A 15028-nucleotide genomic window follows, 5' to 3' on the forward strand; every position below is an offset into this window, starting at 1 on the left:
ACAGGAAATCAGACAGAATCCAGCACGACTTCGAACGCGACTTCCGCGGCGCCCAGTAGCTTCACGTCGGCTCCCAGCGCCGAGCTGATGATCCGCGTGCCGCCGACCGCCCGGCTCACCAGGCTGCGCCGGCGGACCTCCTCGCCGACGTGCCGCAGCACCGCCTCCGGCAGCACCGTCAGCAGGTCGCCGAGGATCACCAGCTGCGGCCCGAGCAGGTTGACGACGTTGATCAAGCCCAGGGTCAGCCACTCGGCGAACCCCGCCAGCCGCGTGAGCGCCACCTCCGGGGTCCGGCCCAGCTCGCGCAGCTCGAACAGGATCGCCCCGCGCGGGGTGTCCTCGGGCAGGCCGAGCGCCCGGCACAGGGCCGCCTCGCCGACCTCGGTCTCCCAGCAGCCGCTGCTGCCGCAGTAGCAGGGCCGGCCGTCCGGGCGGATCACCATGTGCCCGATCTCGCCGACGTACCCGGAGCCGCCGCGCAGCGCCGACCCCTCGGCGATGACGCCGCCGCCGACCCCGACGTCCGCCGAGATGTACACCACGTCGGACGCTCCGCGGGCCGCCCCGCGCAGGTGCTCGGCGACCGCGCCGATTTCGGCGTCGTTGCCGACCAGGATGGGGATCTGGAGCACCGCGCCGAGCCGCTCGCCGAGGGCGACGTCGGTCCAGCGCAGGTTCGGGGCCTCGTGCACGTACCCGTCCGCCCGCCGGATGACGCCGGGCACCGACACCCCGGCCGCGACCGGGGTCACGTCGAGGTCGCCGGCCAGGACGGCCGTCGACTCGATGACGTGGGTGATGACCTCGTCGGGCTGGCCCATCCGGCCGCGCAGGTTCCAGCTGTTGCGGCCCAGGATCTGGCCGCCCAGCCCGACCAGGGCGATCGCGACGTGCTCGACCTGCAGGTCGACCGCGAGCACGACCGCCGCGTGCGGCTGGGGCAGGACCAGGAGCGAGGGGCGGCCCGCCCCTCGTCCCGGCCTCGGCACCTTCTCCTCGACGACGCCGGCTTCGGCGAGCCCGTCGACGAGGGTCTTGATCGTGCTCCGGTTGAGCCCCAGCTCGGCGGCCAGGGTCGCCCGGGTGCTCGGCCCGCCGACGTGCAGCAGGCGGAGCAGGGTCGTGCGGTTGTGCCGGCGCACCTCGTCCGGTCGTGCAACGGGTGTGCTGGTCACAGGCCTGATCATTCCATGCTGGTTCAGCGCGTGGACGCAGCCGCGCGGCGCCGCGACAGCGCGTCGACCGTGGCGGCGAGCAACAGGACCAGACCGGTGATGATGTTGACCACCGCGGCCGGCTGCTTGAGCAGGCCCAGGCCGTTGATGACCACGGCGATCACCAGGCCACCGACGACGGCGTCGGCCACCCGGCCCTTGCCGCCGAACAGCGACGTGCCGCCGATGACGGCCGCGCCGACCGAGTACAGCAGCGTGTTGAGGCCACCGGACTGCGGGCTGACCGAGCCGACCTTCGACGCGGCGACGATGCCGCCGATGGCCGCGATCGCCGAGCCGATGACGAACACGCTCGCCCGGATCTTCGGGACGTCGATACCGGCGCGGCGGGCGGCTTCCTTGTTGCCGCCGACCGCGTAGACGTACCGGCCGTACTTGGTCCGGTTGAGCACGTAGGTCCCGGCCACCAGCAGCACCAGCATGATCGGGATGACGTACGGGACGCCCTCGATCGTGACGACGGCCTTGTTCGGCGAGCGGTTGATCGTCAGCAGCCAGGTGCCCACCGCCGACAGCACGACGAGCGCGCCGACCTTGATCAGCACCAGCGCCGTCGGCTGCACGACCAGGCCGCGCTGGAGCCGCTTGAAGTGGCTGGTCAGCGTGATCACGGCGAAGCCGCCCGCGGCGACGAGGAAGAAGATCCAGCTGCCGAGGATGTTCAGGTTGCCGTTGGCGATCTTGTACAGGACGTCGGAGTTGGTGATGCCGATCGTGCCGCCTTCACCGATGAACTGCAGCAGGACGCCCTGCCACACGATGAACAGCGCCAGCGTCACGACGAAGGACGGCATGCCGATCTTCGACACGAGGAAGCCGGTGATGCAGCCGATCGCGGTGCCGACGCAGATGGCCAGCAGCATCTCGAGCCAGGCGTTGGCCGGGACGCCCACCGCGACGAGCAGCAGGCCGACCAGCGACAGCGCGGCACCGGCCCAGATCCGCTGGTAGGCCGAGAGCAGCATGGCCACGGCGAGGACCGCGATGAACGTGATGAACACGCCGGAACCCAGCGTGCCCAGCAGGTTTCCGGCGTGCACGTAGTGCAGGGCCATCACCGACGCGGCGGTGCCGGAGGCGACACCGGCGGCGAGGTCGATCTCGCCGAGCAGCAGCACGAAGACGATGCCCATCGCGATGATGATCACGCCCGCGCCCTGCGGGAACACGTTGGCGATGTTGGCCAGCGTGAAGAAGTTGTCGGACAGCGCGCTGAACAGGACGACCAGCACGAGCAGGCCGAACAGCGACGGCAGCGAGCCGAGTTCACCGGCCCGCAGGCGGGCGAAGTAGTCGCGGACCGCTTCGCCGGTTGACATCGATGTCGTGTCGATGCCGAAGTCGGTGATCGCCGCGGTGGGGTTCTGGGTCTGCGCGAGCGCGTCGGCGGGTGTGCCGACTTCGTGCTTGGCAGGGGTTTCAGTCATTTCCGGTTCTTTCTTCCCGCTCACAGGACCACGGCTTCGGGCCGGGCAAGGCCGAGGTCACCGGAGCGACCCGCGGTGATCAGTTCCACGATCTGGCCGTGGCTGACGTCCTTCGTGTGCACTTCGGCGACGAGGCGGCCGAGGTACAGCACCGAAATGCGGTCGGCGACCTCGAACACGTCGGCCATGTTGTGGCTGATCAGCACGACGCCGAGGCCCTGTTCGGCCAGCCGGCGGACCAGGTCCAGCACCTGCCGGGTCTGCGCGACGCCGAGCGCGGCCGTCGGCTCGTCCAGCACGACGACCTTGCTGTTCCACAGCACCGACTTCGCGATGGCCACGGTCTGGCGCTGACCACCGGACAGCGAGGAGACCGGCGTCCGGACCGACTTCACGGTCCGCACCGACAGGGAGGCCAGCGTCTCGCGAGCGGCCTTCTCCATGCTGGCTTCGTCCAGCTTCCAGCTGCTCCCGCGCTCCCGGCCGAGGAACATGTTCTGGACGATGTCGAGGTTGTCCGCGAGCGCCAGGTCCTGGTAGACGACCTCGATGCCGAGGTCGGCCGCGTCCTTGGGCCCGCGGATGTGGGCGTCCTGCCCGTTGAACCGCACGGCCCCCGAGTCGTACGGGTGGATGCCGGCGATGCACTTGACGAGGGTCGACTTGCCGGCGCCGTTGTCGCCGACCAGGGCGGTCACTTCGCCCGCACGCACGTCGAAGTCCACGTCGTGGAGGACGTGGACGGGGCCGAAGCTCTTGTTCAGGCCCTTGATCTCGAGGATGGGCTCACTCATGGATGGCATTTCTCCTGTATGGGGACCGGGCCGGGACGCGCCGTCGGGGTGCGCGTCCCGGCCCGGCTGTTCATGGGTACTGCAGGCAGCTCAGGAGATGCCGAGCGAGCTGCACTTGGCGGCGAGGTCGCCACCGCAGATCTCGGCCGCCTTCACGTAGCCCTGGGTCACGACGGTCTTGATGTCCTTCTCCAGGATCAGGGTCGGCGTGAGCAGCACGGACTTGATGTCGCGGTTGTTCTTCGGGTCGTGGAGCTTGCCCGTCGCGATCGCGTCCGCACCGGCGGTGTCACCCTTGACCAGGGCGGCGGCCAGCTTGGCGGTGGCCTCGGCCTCTTCCTTGATCGGCTTGAAGATGGTCAGGTACTGGTCGCCGCGCATGATGGCCATGAGGCCGTCCGCGGTGGCGTCCTGGCCCGTGACCGGGACCTTGCCGTTGAGGCCGTTCTTCTTGAGGATCGTGATGACCGCGCCGGCCAGGCCGTCGTTCGCGGCGACGACGCCGTCGACCTTGCCGCCGTTGTTCTGCAGGATCTGCTCGAACGTCGTGCCGCCGAGCTGGTTGTCCCAGTCGTTGATCGGCTGCTTCTGGACCAGCTTCAGCGCGCCGCTGGTGAACAGCGGCTTCAGGACGGAGTCCTGGCCGTTGGTGAACAGCGTCGCGTTGTTGTCGGTCGGGGCGCCCTCGATCTGGATGACCTGCGCGCCCGGCTTGTCCTTGAGCTTGTCGGCCAGGCCCTGGCCCTGCAGCTTGCCGACCTGCTCGTTGTCGAACGAGACGTAGTAGTCGGCGGAACCGCCGAGGCTCGGCCGGTCGTAGTCGATGACCGGGATGCCGGCGCCCTTCGCCTTCGCCTCGACAGCGGCACCGACGGCCGGGTCGGACGGGGCGATGATCAGGGCCTTGACGCCGGAGCTGATGAAGCCGTCGGCCAGGGTGGTGAACTTCTGGGCGTCACCCTGGGCGTTCTGGATGTCGGCCTCGAAGCCCTGGGCCGTCAGCGCGGCCTGCAGCATCGGCTTGTCGAAGGCTTCCCAGCGGGCCGAGCTGGCGGTCTCCGGGAGGATGACGCCGACCTTGCCGCTGGCGCCACCGGCGGCGGCCGGCGCGGAGGAGGAGGCGGAGTTGCTCCCCGTGCCCCCGCTGTCTGAACTGTTGGCACCGCAAGCGGTGAGCACCAGGCCGGTGCTCACCGTGGCGGCGAGGAGGGTAAGGGTTCTGCTGCGCATCCTCGTTCCTTCCGGATCCAAGCATTGGTGACGAGTGGGCCGTCGACGTCGTCTCGGGCCCTGCGAGGCGGTGATCCGGAGAGTCCCGGCGCACCGACGCGCATATGTTGTGGGCGACAACATATGCCGCTGAGCGGCTGCGGGGAAGATAGCTGGATCGATTAAATGACACCAATTGGACACGGTTCGGCAACACAGGCTGAGCGTCGCCCGGAAAGAGTAGATCCGCTGACGATGTGATCGCCAGCACTCACCGTGTGTTACATCCAGGTTTCGTGCCGAGGTGAAGATACTCCGACGGTGTACACCGAGCGCGATCCGCCGCGAAGTGGTGGTGAACCCACGGCAAACACGCGGGAGTGGTCGCCGACTTGCGAACTTCGGACCCGGATGTGCCTTCAGGGCCACCGGCCGAGGGACGCTCGGGCAGCCGGGGCACGACCGATCGGGCACGCAACGTCACGAAAGTGTGGAAGGTCCGGCTGGGCCCCGGCGGAACGGACGGTGACCGCCGAGTTCAGCCTCCTGGGCGACAGCGGGCGCCGGGACTGAGGGCATCCGCACGCTCCGGTGAGGCTCCGGTCGCGAGCGCCCCAAGGCCACATTGGGTGCGTCAGACGCACCGAAGGGCCCCTTGGGTGCGTCAGACGCACCGAAGGCCACCTTGGGGCGCACTCCGACGGGAGGTGCGCCGGGCCAGGGCGTCACCAGGTCCGCAGCGTGACGATCCGTTCTTCGAGCTGCTCCACGGTCGCCATGGCGGTGACCGGGCCGCCGCACACCCGCCGCAGCTCGTTGTGGATCGCGCCGTGGGGCTTCTTCGTGCGGTGGTGGTACATCCCCACCAGCGCGTTCAGCTCCTTGCGCAGCGCGGCGAGCCGCTCGCTCACCGACTGCGGACGAGCCTGCGGGGCCGCCGGCTCCTCCTTCGCGGGCTTGCGGCGCTTCTCGTCCGCGATCTGCTCTTCCTGCCGCTTCCGCAGCAGCGCACGGACCTGGTCGGGCTCCAGCAGCCCCGGCAGGCCCAGGTACTCCTGCTCCTCGTCCGAGCCCGAGAACACCGCCGTGCCGAACGAGTTGCCGTCGTAGATGACCTGGTCGAGCTCGGCCGAGGCGCCCAGCGAGGTGAACGCCTTCTCCTCTTCGCCCGGCTCGTCCTCGGTGCGGTTGGCCTGGGCGAGGAGCTCGTCCTCCCAGCCTTCCTTCTCCCGGTGCGGCTTGCCGAGCACGTGGTCGCGCTGCGCCTCCAGCTCGCTGGCCAGCTCCAGCAGCACCGGCACCGACGGCAGGAACACGCTCGCCGTCTCGCCCTTCTTCCGGGCGCGCACGTACCGGCCGATCGCCTGGGCGAAGAACAGCGGGGTCGACGCGCTCGTCGCGTACACGCCCACGGCCAGCCGCGGGACGTCGACGCCTTCGGAGACCATCCGGACCGCCACGATCCAGCGCTCGTTCGTCTCGGAGAACTCCTTGATCCGCCCCGAGGCCTTCGGGTCGTCCGAGAGCACCAGCGTCGGCATCTCCCCCGAGATGCGCTCGAGGATCTTCGCGTACGCCCGCGCCGACTCCTGGTCGGTGGCGATCACCAGGCCACCCGCGTCCGGCACGCTCTGGCGCACCTGCGACAGCCGGGTGTCCGCGGCGTGCAGGACCGCCGGGATCCACTCGCCGGCCGGGTCGAGCGCCGTGCGCCACGCCCGGGCGTTCTGCTCCGCGGTCAGCGGCTCGCCGAGCCGCGCGGTGAACTCCTCCCCCGCGCTCGTGCGCCAGGAGGCCTCCCCCGAGTACGCGAGGAAGACGACCGGCCGGACCACGCCGTCGGCCAGCGCGTCCGCGTAGCCGTACGAGTGGTCGGCCTTGCTGCGCTGGAAGCCGCCCGCGTCCGGCTCGTAGGTGACGAACGGGATGGCCGAGTCGTCGGACCGGAACGGCGTCCCGGTCAGCGACAGCCGCCGGACGGCCGGGGTGAAGGCTTCGCGGATCGCGTCGCCCCAGGACTTCGCGTCCCCGCCGTGGTGGATCTCGTCGAGGATGACCAGCGTCTTGCGGTTCTCCGTGCGCACCCGGTGCAGCGTGGGGTGCGCCGCGACCTGCGCGTAGGTCAGCGCGACACCGTTGTAGTCCGACGACGTGACGCCGGTGGTGTTGCGGAAGTTCGAATCGATCTGGATGCCCGCCGCGGCCGCCGACGCCGCCCACTGGTGCTTGAGGTGTTCGGTCGGCGTGACGATGGTGACCGCTTCGATCGTGCGGTCGCTCAGCAGTTCGGCGGCGATCCGCAGGCCGAACACGGTCTTGCCGGCGCCGGGCGTCGCCACCGCGAGGAAGTCCTTCGGCCGGCGCGTCAGGTACTTGGTGAGCGCCCGCCGCTGCCACGCCCGCAGCGGGCGCGCGGTCGAGTCCTTCTCCGCGGGAGGCGCCCCGAGCTGCGTCTCCGTCATGCCGGTCCCCCCTCGCTCAAGTGCTCGTTCAAGTGCTTTGACGTGCGAAAACCCTCACTGTGGTACCGACTTCGGTGTCGGCGACTGCGGTGAGGGCACTCCAGCGAGTCTACCGGCCGGGTCCGACAGTTCCCGGCACCGGCACGGGTGATGTCCCCCGACACGCCCGGGTGCAGGCAGGGTGACGAGCCAAATCAGCAGCGATGGACCATGCTGGACACGTCATGGGTGAGGTGCAGCCGTCCGGAGCGACGAAGGTGGCCCGCAAGGGGCCGTGGCGCCTCCTCACGCGCACGCTCGGCAAGGCCTGGGAAGGCAACATCTTCTCCGAGGCCGCCGAAGCGGCCTTCTGGCAGACGCTGTCGCTGCCGCCGCTGCTGCTGGGCCTGCTCGGCAGTCTCGGCTTCGTCGGCGAGTGGTTCGGCCAGGACGTCGTCACCCAGGTGCACGACCGGATCATCGGGTTCTGCAAGACGGTCTTCAGCAGCAACGCCGTCCAGGACATCATCGAGCCGACGGTGAACAGCATCCTCACCGTCGGCAAGGGCGAAATCGTCTCGATCGGCTTCCTGATCTCGCTCTGGGCGGGGTCGTCGGCGATGTCGTCGTTCGTGGACGCGATCACCGTCGCCCACGACCAGTACGGCGTCCGCAACGACGTCTGGCAGCGGATCTTCGCGCTGCTGCTGTACCTGTGCGGCCTGGTGATCCTGGTGGTCGGGCTGCCGCTGCTGGCGATCGGCCCCGACCTGCTGCCGGAGTTCTTCCCCACCGAGTGGCGCCCGACAGTCACGTCGTGGGTGAGCGCCCTGTACTTCCCGGCCCTCGGGGCGATGATCACCCTCGCGCTGACCACGCTGTACAAGCTCGCCCTGCCGCGGAAGCTGCCGTGGCACCGCGGGCTGCCCGGCGCGGGGCTCGCGATGGTCGTGTTCCTGCTCTCCTCGGTCGGCCTGCGGGTCTACCTGAACTGGATCACCAAGACCGGCTACACCTACGGCGCGCTCGCCGCGCCGATCGCGTTCCTGCTGCTGATGTTCTTCATCGGGCTGGCCGTGGTCGGCGGCGCGTACTTCAACAGCGCGATCCAGGAGCTGTGGCCGGCGAAGGCGACCCGGCGGCAGCGGCGCAAGTGGCGGCGGCTGGAGATGGAACGCGCCTCCGAGCAGCTGCGCACCGAAGAGGGCCGCAAGCTGTGGGACCGCACGACCACGCCGCTGCGGCGCCCGCGCCCCGAAGACACCTCCCCCCGTGGTGAGGCGCCGGAGGAGGCCGCCGGACCGTCCGAAGAGGACGAGCCGTCACCCAGCGCACCGGACCCGGCACCCAGCGCTGCTCAGGGTCGCGTCTCCTCCCGGGGGAGGACCCGGAATCCACCCTCGGACTGAGTCGCCCCTCAGGTCGGACATGGCAAGCTCGGCGGGTCACTGACGCCGGCGTCGGTCGCCGCGTCGTTCCCGAGGGGGTTCCCACAGTCATGTCCGTGCTGGCCAGATTGAGCCTGCGCAACCGAAGCCTGATCGGCCTGCTCGCGCTCGTGGTCGTCGGTTTCGGTGCTTTCGCGCTGCCGCAGATCAAACAGCAGCTGTTCCCGTCGCTGCAGTTCCCGCAGGCCCAGATCGTCACCGCGTACCCGGGCGCGTCGCCCGACGCGGTCGATCGGCAGGTCACCGAGCCCCTCGAAGGCGCACTGCAGGGGTTGAAGGGCCTCGAAGAGGTCAACTCGACGTCGTCGGACGGGGTTTCGCGCGTCGTCACGCAGTTCGAGTTCGGCACCGACCTCGACGCGGCGGTCTCGCAGATCCAGCAGGCGGTGAACCAGGTCCGGCCCCGGCTGCCGCAGAACTCCGAACCGTCGGTGTCCGCCGGCAGCACCGACGACCTGCCGGTGGTGCTGGTCGCCGCGGGCACGGCCGGGGACCCGCAGCAGCTCGCGCCCGCGCTGACCGACCAGGTCGCGCCGGAGCTGCGGAAGATCGACGGCGTCCGCACGGTGACCGTCACCGGCGTGCGGCAGCCGCGCGTCACGATCACGCTGGACTACGCGAAGCTGGCCGCCGCCGGCGTCGACCCCGCGTCGATCGCGACCACGCTGCAGACCGCCGGCGCCGCCGTGCCGGCCGGCACGCTGACCGAAGGCGGCAAGACGCTGAGCGTCCAGGTCGGCGGTGAGCAGACCACTGTGGACACTCTCCGCAACCTGTACCTCACGCCGGGCGCCGCTGCCGCGTCCCGGCCGGGCACGCCGGCGCGGGGGCCGGTGAAGCTGGGTGACGTCGCCGACGTCCAGACCGGCTTCGCGCCGCCGACGTCGATCACGCGCACCAACGGCAAGCCGAGCCTCGGCCTGTCGATCACCATGGTGGACAACGGGAACGCCGTCGCGATCTCCGACGCGGTCCGCGACAAGCTGCCGGACCTGGGGAAGAAGACCGGCGCCGAGATGAGCGTCGTGTTCGACCAGGGCACGCCGGTGAAGGACGCGATCAGCGGCCTGACCACCGAAGGCCTGCTGGGCCTGGCGTTCGCGGTCGTCGTCATCCTGCTGTTCCTGCTGTCGGTGCGCTCGACGCTGGTGACCGCGGTGTCGATCCCGCTGTCGGTGGTGGTCGCGCTGATCGCGCTGTGGACCGGCGACCTGTCGCTCAACCTGCTCACCCTCGGCGCGCTGACCATCGCGATCGGCCGGGTGGTCGACGACTCCATCGTCGTGCTGGAGAACATCAAACGACATCTCGCTTACGGCGAGGAGAAGGAACGGGCGGTGCTCGACGGCGTCCGCGAGGTGGCCGGCGCGGTGACGTCGTCCACGCTGACGACGGTCGCGGTGTTCCTGCCGATCGCATTCGTCGGCGGGTTCGTCGGGGAGCTGTTCTCGCCGTTCGCGATCACCGTCACGGTGGCGCTGCTGGCTTCGCTGCTGGTGTCCCTGACCGTGGTTCCCGTGCTGGCGTACTGGTTCCTGAAGCAGCCGGCGATCCCGGCGGACGCCATCGAGGCCGAGCGGGCCCGCGAAGCGGCCGTCGAGAAGGAGCGCCGCGGCTTCCTGCAGCGGGCCTACCTGCCGGTGATCCGGTTCGCGACCAAGCGGCGGCTGACCGTCGTGCTCTTGGCGCTGTTGATCTTCGCCGGCACGGTCGGGCTCGCGACGCGGCTGAACACGAACTTCCTCGACCAGTCCGGCGGCACCACGCTGAACATGACGCAGAAGCTGCCCGCGGGCACGAGCGTCGAGGCGAAGGAGAAGGCGGCGACGGCGGTCGAGCAGGCACTGGCCGCCGAGCCCGCGGTGCGGACCTACCAGGTCAGCATCGGCGGGGGCGGCGCCTTCGGCGGCTTCGGGGGCGGCGGCACGTCGACGAGCATCTCCGTCACCGTCGCGAAGGACACCGACCTCGACGCGCTGTCCGACCGGCTGCGGTCGAAGCTGACCTCCCGGCCGGAGCTCGGCGAGATCAAGATCGGCGCGGACGCGTCCGGGTTCAACTCCGACCAGGTCTCGGTGACGGTGACCGCGCCGTCGGAGGCCGCGCTGAAGCCCGCGTCCGACCAGGTCGTGCAGGCGCTGCGCGGGGTGTCCGGGCTGACCGAGGTGACCAGCGACCTGGCCGTCGGCTCGCCGCGGGTGCAGGTCGAGGTGGACGACGCCGCGGCCGCCGCGCGCGGGCTGTCGGCGAGCACCATCGGCCAGGTCGCCAACCAGGCGATCGCCGGCCGCACGGTGACGCAGCTGCCCGTCGACGGGCAGCGCACCGACGTCGTGCTGCGCGCCGGCACCGCGCCGGTCACGGTCGACCAGGTGAAGGGCCTGCCCATCCCGGGCCCGGCCGGCGTCGTCCGGCTCGACGAGGTCGCGAAGGTGTCCACTGTGGACGGCCCGGCGTCGGTGCACCGCACCGGTGGCGACCTCAGCACCACGGTGACGGCCAAGAACACCGGCGACGACCTGAGCAAGACGACCGCGGACATCAAGTCCGAACTGGACGGGCTGACGTTCACCGGCGGCGCGTCCTACTCGCTCGGCGGCGTGAGCCAGGACCAGCAGGAGGCGTTCTCGAACCTGTTCCTGGCGCTGCTGGCCGCGATCGCGATCGTGTTCCTGATCATGGTGGCGACGTTCCGCAGCCTGATCCAGCCGCTGATCCTGCTGGTGTCGATCCCGTTCGCGGCGACCGGCGCGATCGGGCTGCTGCTGGCCACCGGCACCGCGCTCGGCCTGCCGGCGCTGATCGGCATGCTGATGCTGGTCGGGATCGTGGTGACCAACGCGATCGTGCTGATCGACCTGATCAACCAGTACCGCGCCGAAGGGATGAGCGTCGCCGACGCGGTCACCGAGGGCGGCCGGCGCCGGCTGCGCCCGATCCTGATGACGGCGGCGGCGACGATCTTCGCGCTGGTCCCGATGGCGCTGGGGATCACGGGTCAGGGCGGCTTCATCGGCCAGCCCCTGGCGATCGTGGTGATCGGCGGCCTGGTCAGTTCGACGCTGCTGACGCTGGTGCTGGTCCCGACCCTGTACACGATGGTCGAGACCCGCAAGGAACGCCGTCGCGCTCGCCGTGAGGCCCGGCGGACCCCGGCGAAGGCCCCGGAGTCGGAGTCCCTGGACCCCGCCCCCACCGCCTGAGACACCCCCGAAGGCCCCGCACTTTCCCGTGAAAGTGCGGGGCCTTCGGCGTTCACTGCTTGAAGCGGTAGGTCATGCTGTCGAAGAGGATGCAGATGCTCGGCGACATCACGATCACGCGCAGGGTGTTGTCCCGCTCGTCGAAGTCGAGGCCCTCGACCTCGAAGTTGCCGCTGCACCCGCTGCGCAGCGGCAGTTGACCCAGCGACGTCACGTGCCCGGTCACGTCCGCACCGGACAGCGGGCCCGCGAGGTCGACCTGCAGCAGCGGCTTGGTCGTGCCGAAGAGGCTGCCGTCCGGGTCGTCGGACGCGCAGAGCAGGCGGGTCGCCGTCTGGAAGTCGCAGCCCTGGACGTCGCGGACCTGGTGGTCGAGCCGGATCGTGCCCGCGAGAGGCAGGTTCTGCGCCGGGTCCGTCGCCACCACACCGGGCATCGGGTGGACCAGGAGGCGGTCCATCGTGCCCCACTCCCCCGCCACCAGCCAGCGCGCGTCCGGCGACACCGCGGCGAACGAGTTGTTGTTCGCTTCCCACGACTCGAGGGTGTGCTTGAAGTTCCGCCACGAGCCGTCCGGGGCCTGGACGCGGAAGAGCTTCGCGCCCCGGTCGTCACGCTGGTAGGGCTCGACGTACCAGCCCTGCGCCGAGCCGGGGTCGCCGACGTGGTTCCAGCCCTGGGAGTTCAGGTCCGCCGGGATGGTGCCGATCCCGGTGTAGCGGATGGTGGTGCCCGACGGGCGGACGATCGTGGCGAGCCCCTGGCTTTCGTCGAGGGCGCGGGCTTGGTCCCGGCCGACCTCCGACCAGCCCGTGACGGCCTGCGCCAGCGCGGGGGCGAAGACGGTGAGCAGGGCGGCTACGGCGACGACGATCCCGGTTCTGCGCATGTGCGACTCCGGTGGGTGAGGGAACCTGACCCGCTGGATCTACCAGGAGTCCGGCGCCGCGCACACCCGCCGAATGAAGGTTTTTCACATTCGGGACGGCGATCTGTCCGCTTCCGGACAGCAAGAAGCCCCGGCAGGCGCACCTGCCGGGGATCAGGCCGGGATCACTCCCCCGGGCGCAGCCCTTCGAAGATCTCCTTGCAGGCCGGGCAGACCGGCGAACCGGGCTTCGGCGACTTCGTCACCGGGAAGACCTCGCCGCAGAGCGCCACCACGTGATTGCCCATGACCGCGCTTTCGGCGATCTTGTTCTTCTTCACGTAGTGGAACATCTTCGGGGTGTCGTCGTCGGTGGTCTCCGTGCCCTCGGGCGTGGTTTCCGGCTTCGTCAGCGTCTCGGTGCTCACCCGGCCATTGTGCCCCAGTCCCGCGGAAGCTCGTACGAAAGCCCCTCGGCCTGGCAGGATCTGCGGCATGTTCCAGAAGGTGCTCGCGACGTTCGGCTCGGGCGGGGCGAAGATCGACGCCCGCCTGCTCGACCGGACCGCCTCTCCCGGCCGGCCCCTGCACGGCGAGGTGCTGCTGGCCGGCGGCGAGGTCGACCAGGAGATCAAGGGCCTCGCGGTGACGCTGCTGGCCCGCGTCCAGGTCCCCGGCACGGACAAGACCGAGGACCTCCCCTTCGGCTCCCAGCACCTGGTGGGCGCGGAGACGATCCGCGCCGGCCAGCAGGTCCGGCTGCCGTTCGAGGTGCCGTTGCCCTGGGAGACGCCGGTCACGAGCGTCTACGCCAAGCCCCTGACCGGCACGGCGGTCGGCGTGCGGGCCGAGCTCGACCTGGCCGCGGCCGTGTCCGACCCCTTCGACGCCGACGCCGTCGCGATCGAGCCGCTCCCGGCGCAGAAGCGGGTCCTCGACGCGCTGAGCCGGATCGGGTTCACCTTCGGCGAGGCCATCCTCGAGCAGGGCCGGATCAACGGCGCCCAGCAGCAGCTGCCCTTCTTCCAGGAGATCCGCTTCGTGCCTTCGCCGCGCTTCGCCGGCGTGTTCTCGCAGCTCGCGGTCACCTTCCTGGCGTCGTCGAGCCGCACGGACGTCGTCCTGGAGGTCACCAAGCGGGTCCGGGTGAGCAAGTCCGGCGGCTTCGGCGGCCGCGGGCAGGACTTCCTCGGGATGTTCACGATGAAGCCCGACGTGAACTGGGAGAAGCAGCTCGAAGACTGGCTCGACCAGGTCGCCCGGCCGCGCGGCATCTTCGACTGATGGCCACGCCGCGCGCCGAGCGCCCGCACATGCCCGGCTACGGGATCACGGGCGATCCGGCGGGGCTGCTGCCGTGGTCGTGGGCGGAGGCGCGGCTGCGGGAGTCGCACGACTTCTGGCTGGCGACCGTCACCCCGGAGGGGCGCCCGCACCTGATGCCGGTCTGGGCGGTGTGGACCGGCGAGGTGCTGTGGTTCTCCTCGTCGCTGCGGTCGGTGAAGGCCCGGAACGTCGCCGCGGGCTCGGCGGTGTCGATCGCGACGGACGACCCGTACGAGCCCGTCGTCGTCGAAGGCACCGCCGAGATCGTCACCGACCCGGCCGCGCTGCGGGAGTTCCTGGACGCGATGAACGCGAAGTACTCGACGGCCTACGGCGAAGACTTCCTCGACCCCGCCGCCAACGCCTCGATGCGGCTGCGGCCGGAGAAGGCGTTCGGGTTGCGGGAGAAGGACTTCAGCGGCACCCCGACGCGCTGGACGTTCCCGTGAAGTGGTCCGAAGCGATCGCGGCGCTCGGTGGCACCTCGGCCGATGCCTGGCCGCGGCTCGAAGCCCGCTACGGCGAGCCCCACCGCCGCTACCACACGCTCGACCACGCGGCCGCCGTCGCGCGCGACTCCGCCTGGCTGGCCGAAGGCCTCAGCGGTGCCGAGCGCGCGATCGTCGCCGTCGCGGCTTGGACGCACGACGTCGTGTACGACGCGAAGCCCGGCGAGGACGAACGCGCGAGCGCGGACTGGGCTCGCGAAGCACTCACGGGCGTCGCCGAGCCGCACGTCGAGCGCGTCGAAGGCCTGATCCTCGCGACGATCAAGCACGACGCCCCACCGGACGACCGCCTCGCGACCGCGCTCCTCGACGCCGATCTGGCCATCCTCGGCGCCGAACCCGCGAAGTACGCCGCGTACGCCGAAGCCGTGCGCGAGGAGTACGCGAAGTACCCCGACGACGTCTGGCGCGAAGGACGCATCGCCGTCCTCGAAGGCATGCTCACCCGGACGCTCTACCGCAGCGAAGCCGCGCGGACACGCTGGGCGAGCACTGCTCGAGCGAACCTGACGGCCGAGCTGACCCACTGGCGCGGCAAGCGCACCGATCACCGATGATGGTTCCT

Annotated in this window: 12 protein-coding genes; 5 read left to right on the forward strand and 7 right to left on the reverse strand. The window is 70.4% G+C overall.

Annotation, left to right across the window (positions count from 1 at the left end; genetic code table 11):
- Nucleotides 1-8: 8 nt before the first annotated feature.
- The 5 genes from AB0M83_RS20575 to AB0M83_RS20595 all read right to left on the reverse strand — a co-directional run bounded on the left by AB0M83_RS20575 (nucleotide 9) and on the right by AB0M83_RS20595 (nucleotide 7130).
- Nucleotides 9-1190 (reverse strand): ROK family transcriptional regulator, encoded by a 1182-nt coding sequence (locus AB0M83_RS20575; protein WP_364519219.1) that lies wholly within the window; start codon nucleotides 1188-1190, stop codon nucleotides 9-11.
- 11 nt (nucleotides 1191-1201) lie between these two features.
- Nucleotides 1202-2665 (reverse strand): ABC transporter permease, encoded by a 1464-nt coding sequence (locus AB0M83_RS20580; RefSeq protein WP_364519221.1) that lies wholly within the window; start codon nucleotides 2663-2665, stop codon nucleotides 1202-1204.
- A gap of 20 nt (nucleotides 2666-2685) precedes the next feature.
- Entirely contained in the window at nucleotides 2686-3459 is a 774-nt protein-coding gene (locus AB0M83_RS20585) for an ATP-binding cassette domain-containing protein (RefSeq protein WP_086862680.1), read from the reverse strand.
- Nucleotides 3460-3549: 90 nt separating this feature from the next.
- Nucleotides 3550-4689 carry a substrate-binding domain-containing protein gene (locus AB0M83_RS20590; protein WP_364519223.1) on the reverse strand — a complete coding sequence of 380 codons (1140 nt, stop codon included), beginning with the start codon at nucleotides 4687-4689 and terminating at the stop codon, nucleotides 3550-3552.
- A 704-nt stretch (nucleotides 4690-5393) separates the two neighbouring features.
- Nucleotides 5394-7130, reverse strand: coding sequence for a DEAD/DEAH box helicase (locus AB0M83_RS20595; RefSeq protein WP_364519224.1), 1737 nt, complete (start codon nucleotides 7128-7130; stop codon nucleotides 5394-5396).
- 224 nt (nucleotides 7131-7354) lie between these two features.
- Between AB0M83_RS20595 and AB0M83_RS20600 the strand changes: the two genes are divergently transcribed.
- Both AB0M83_RS20600 and AB0M83_RS20605 read left to right on the forward strand, forming a co-directional pair.
- A complete protein-coding gene (locus AB0M83_RS20600; RefSeq protein WP_364519226.1) occupies nucleotides 7355-8518 on the forward strand; it encodes a YihY/virulence factor BrkB family protein in 1164 nt (387 codons plus the stop codon).
- Nucleotides 8519-8607: 89 nt separating this feature from the next.
- Nucleotides 8608-11760 (forward strand): efflux RND transporter permease subunit, encoded by a 3153-nt coding sequence (locus AB0M83_RS20605; protein ID WP_364519228.1) that lies wholly within the window; start codon nucleotides 8608-8610, stop codon nucleotides 11758-11760.
- Between the two features lie 52 nt (nucleotides 11761-11812).
- On the opposite strand, the gene AB0M83_RS20610 is transcribed toward AB0M83_RS20605, so the two are convergent.
- Together AB0M83_RS20610 and AB0M83_RS20615 are read right to left on the reverse strand one after the other, a co-directional pair.
- A complete protein-coding gene (locus AB0M83_RS20610; protein ID WP_364519230.1) occupies nucleotides 11813-12649 on the reverse strand; it encodes a hypothetical protein in 837 nt (278 codons plus the stop codon).
- Between the two features lie 164 nt (nucleotides 12650-12813).
- Nucleotides 12814-13056 (reverse strand): DUF3039 domain-containing protein, encoded by a 243-nt coding sequence (locus AB0M83_RS20615; RefSeq protein ID WP_364519232.1) that lies wholly within the window; start codon nucleotides 13054-13056, stop codon nucleotides 12814-12816.
- Nucleotides 13057-13123: 67 nt separating this feature from the next.
- On the opposite strand from AB0M83_RS20615, the gene AB0M83_RS20620 reads away from it, so the two are divergent.
- From AB0M83_RS20620 to AB0M83_RS20630, 3 genes are read left to right on the forward strand one after another with little or no spacing between them, the layout of a single operon-like run.
- Nucleotides 13124-13912, forward strand: a complete 789-nt coding sequence (locus AB0M83_RS20620) for a sporulation protein (RefSeq protein WP_364519234.1) — start codon at nucleotides 13124-13126, stop codon at nucleotides 13910-13912.
- Nucleotides 13912-14403, forward strand: coding sequence for a PPOX class F420-dependent oxidoreductase (locus AB0M83_RS20625; protein WP_364519236.1), 492 nt, complete (start codon nucleotides 13912-13914; stop codon nucleotides 14401-14403). Before AB0M83_RS20620 ends, AB0M83_RS20625 begins: the two co-directional genes overlap by 1 nt.
- The gene (locus AB0M83_RS20630) at nucleotides 14400-15020 is read left to right on the forward strand and encodes a hypothetical protein (RefSeq protein ID WP_364519238.1); all 621 of its coding nucleotides are present in this window, start codon (nucleotides 14400-14402) and stop codon (nucleotides 15018-15020) included. The genes AB0M83_RS20625 and AB0M83_RS20630 overlap by 4 nt, the downstream gene beginning before the upstream one ends.
- Nucleotides 15021-15028: the final 8 nt, after the last annotated feature.

Origin of the sequence: Amycolatopsis sp. NPDC051106, from assembly GCF_040682775.1 — a bacterium.
GTDB lineage: Bacteria > Actinomycetota > Actinomycetes > Mycobacteriales > Pseudonocardiaceae > Amycolatopsis.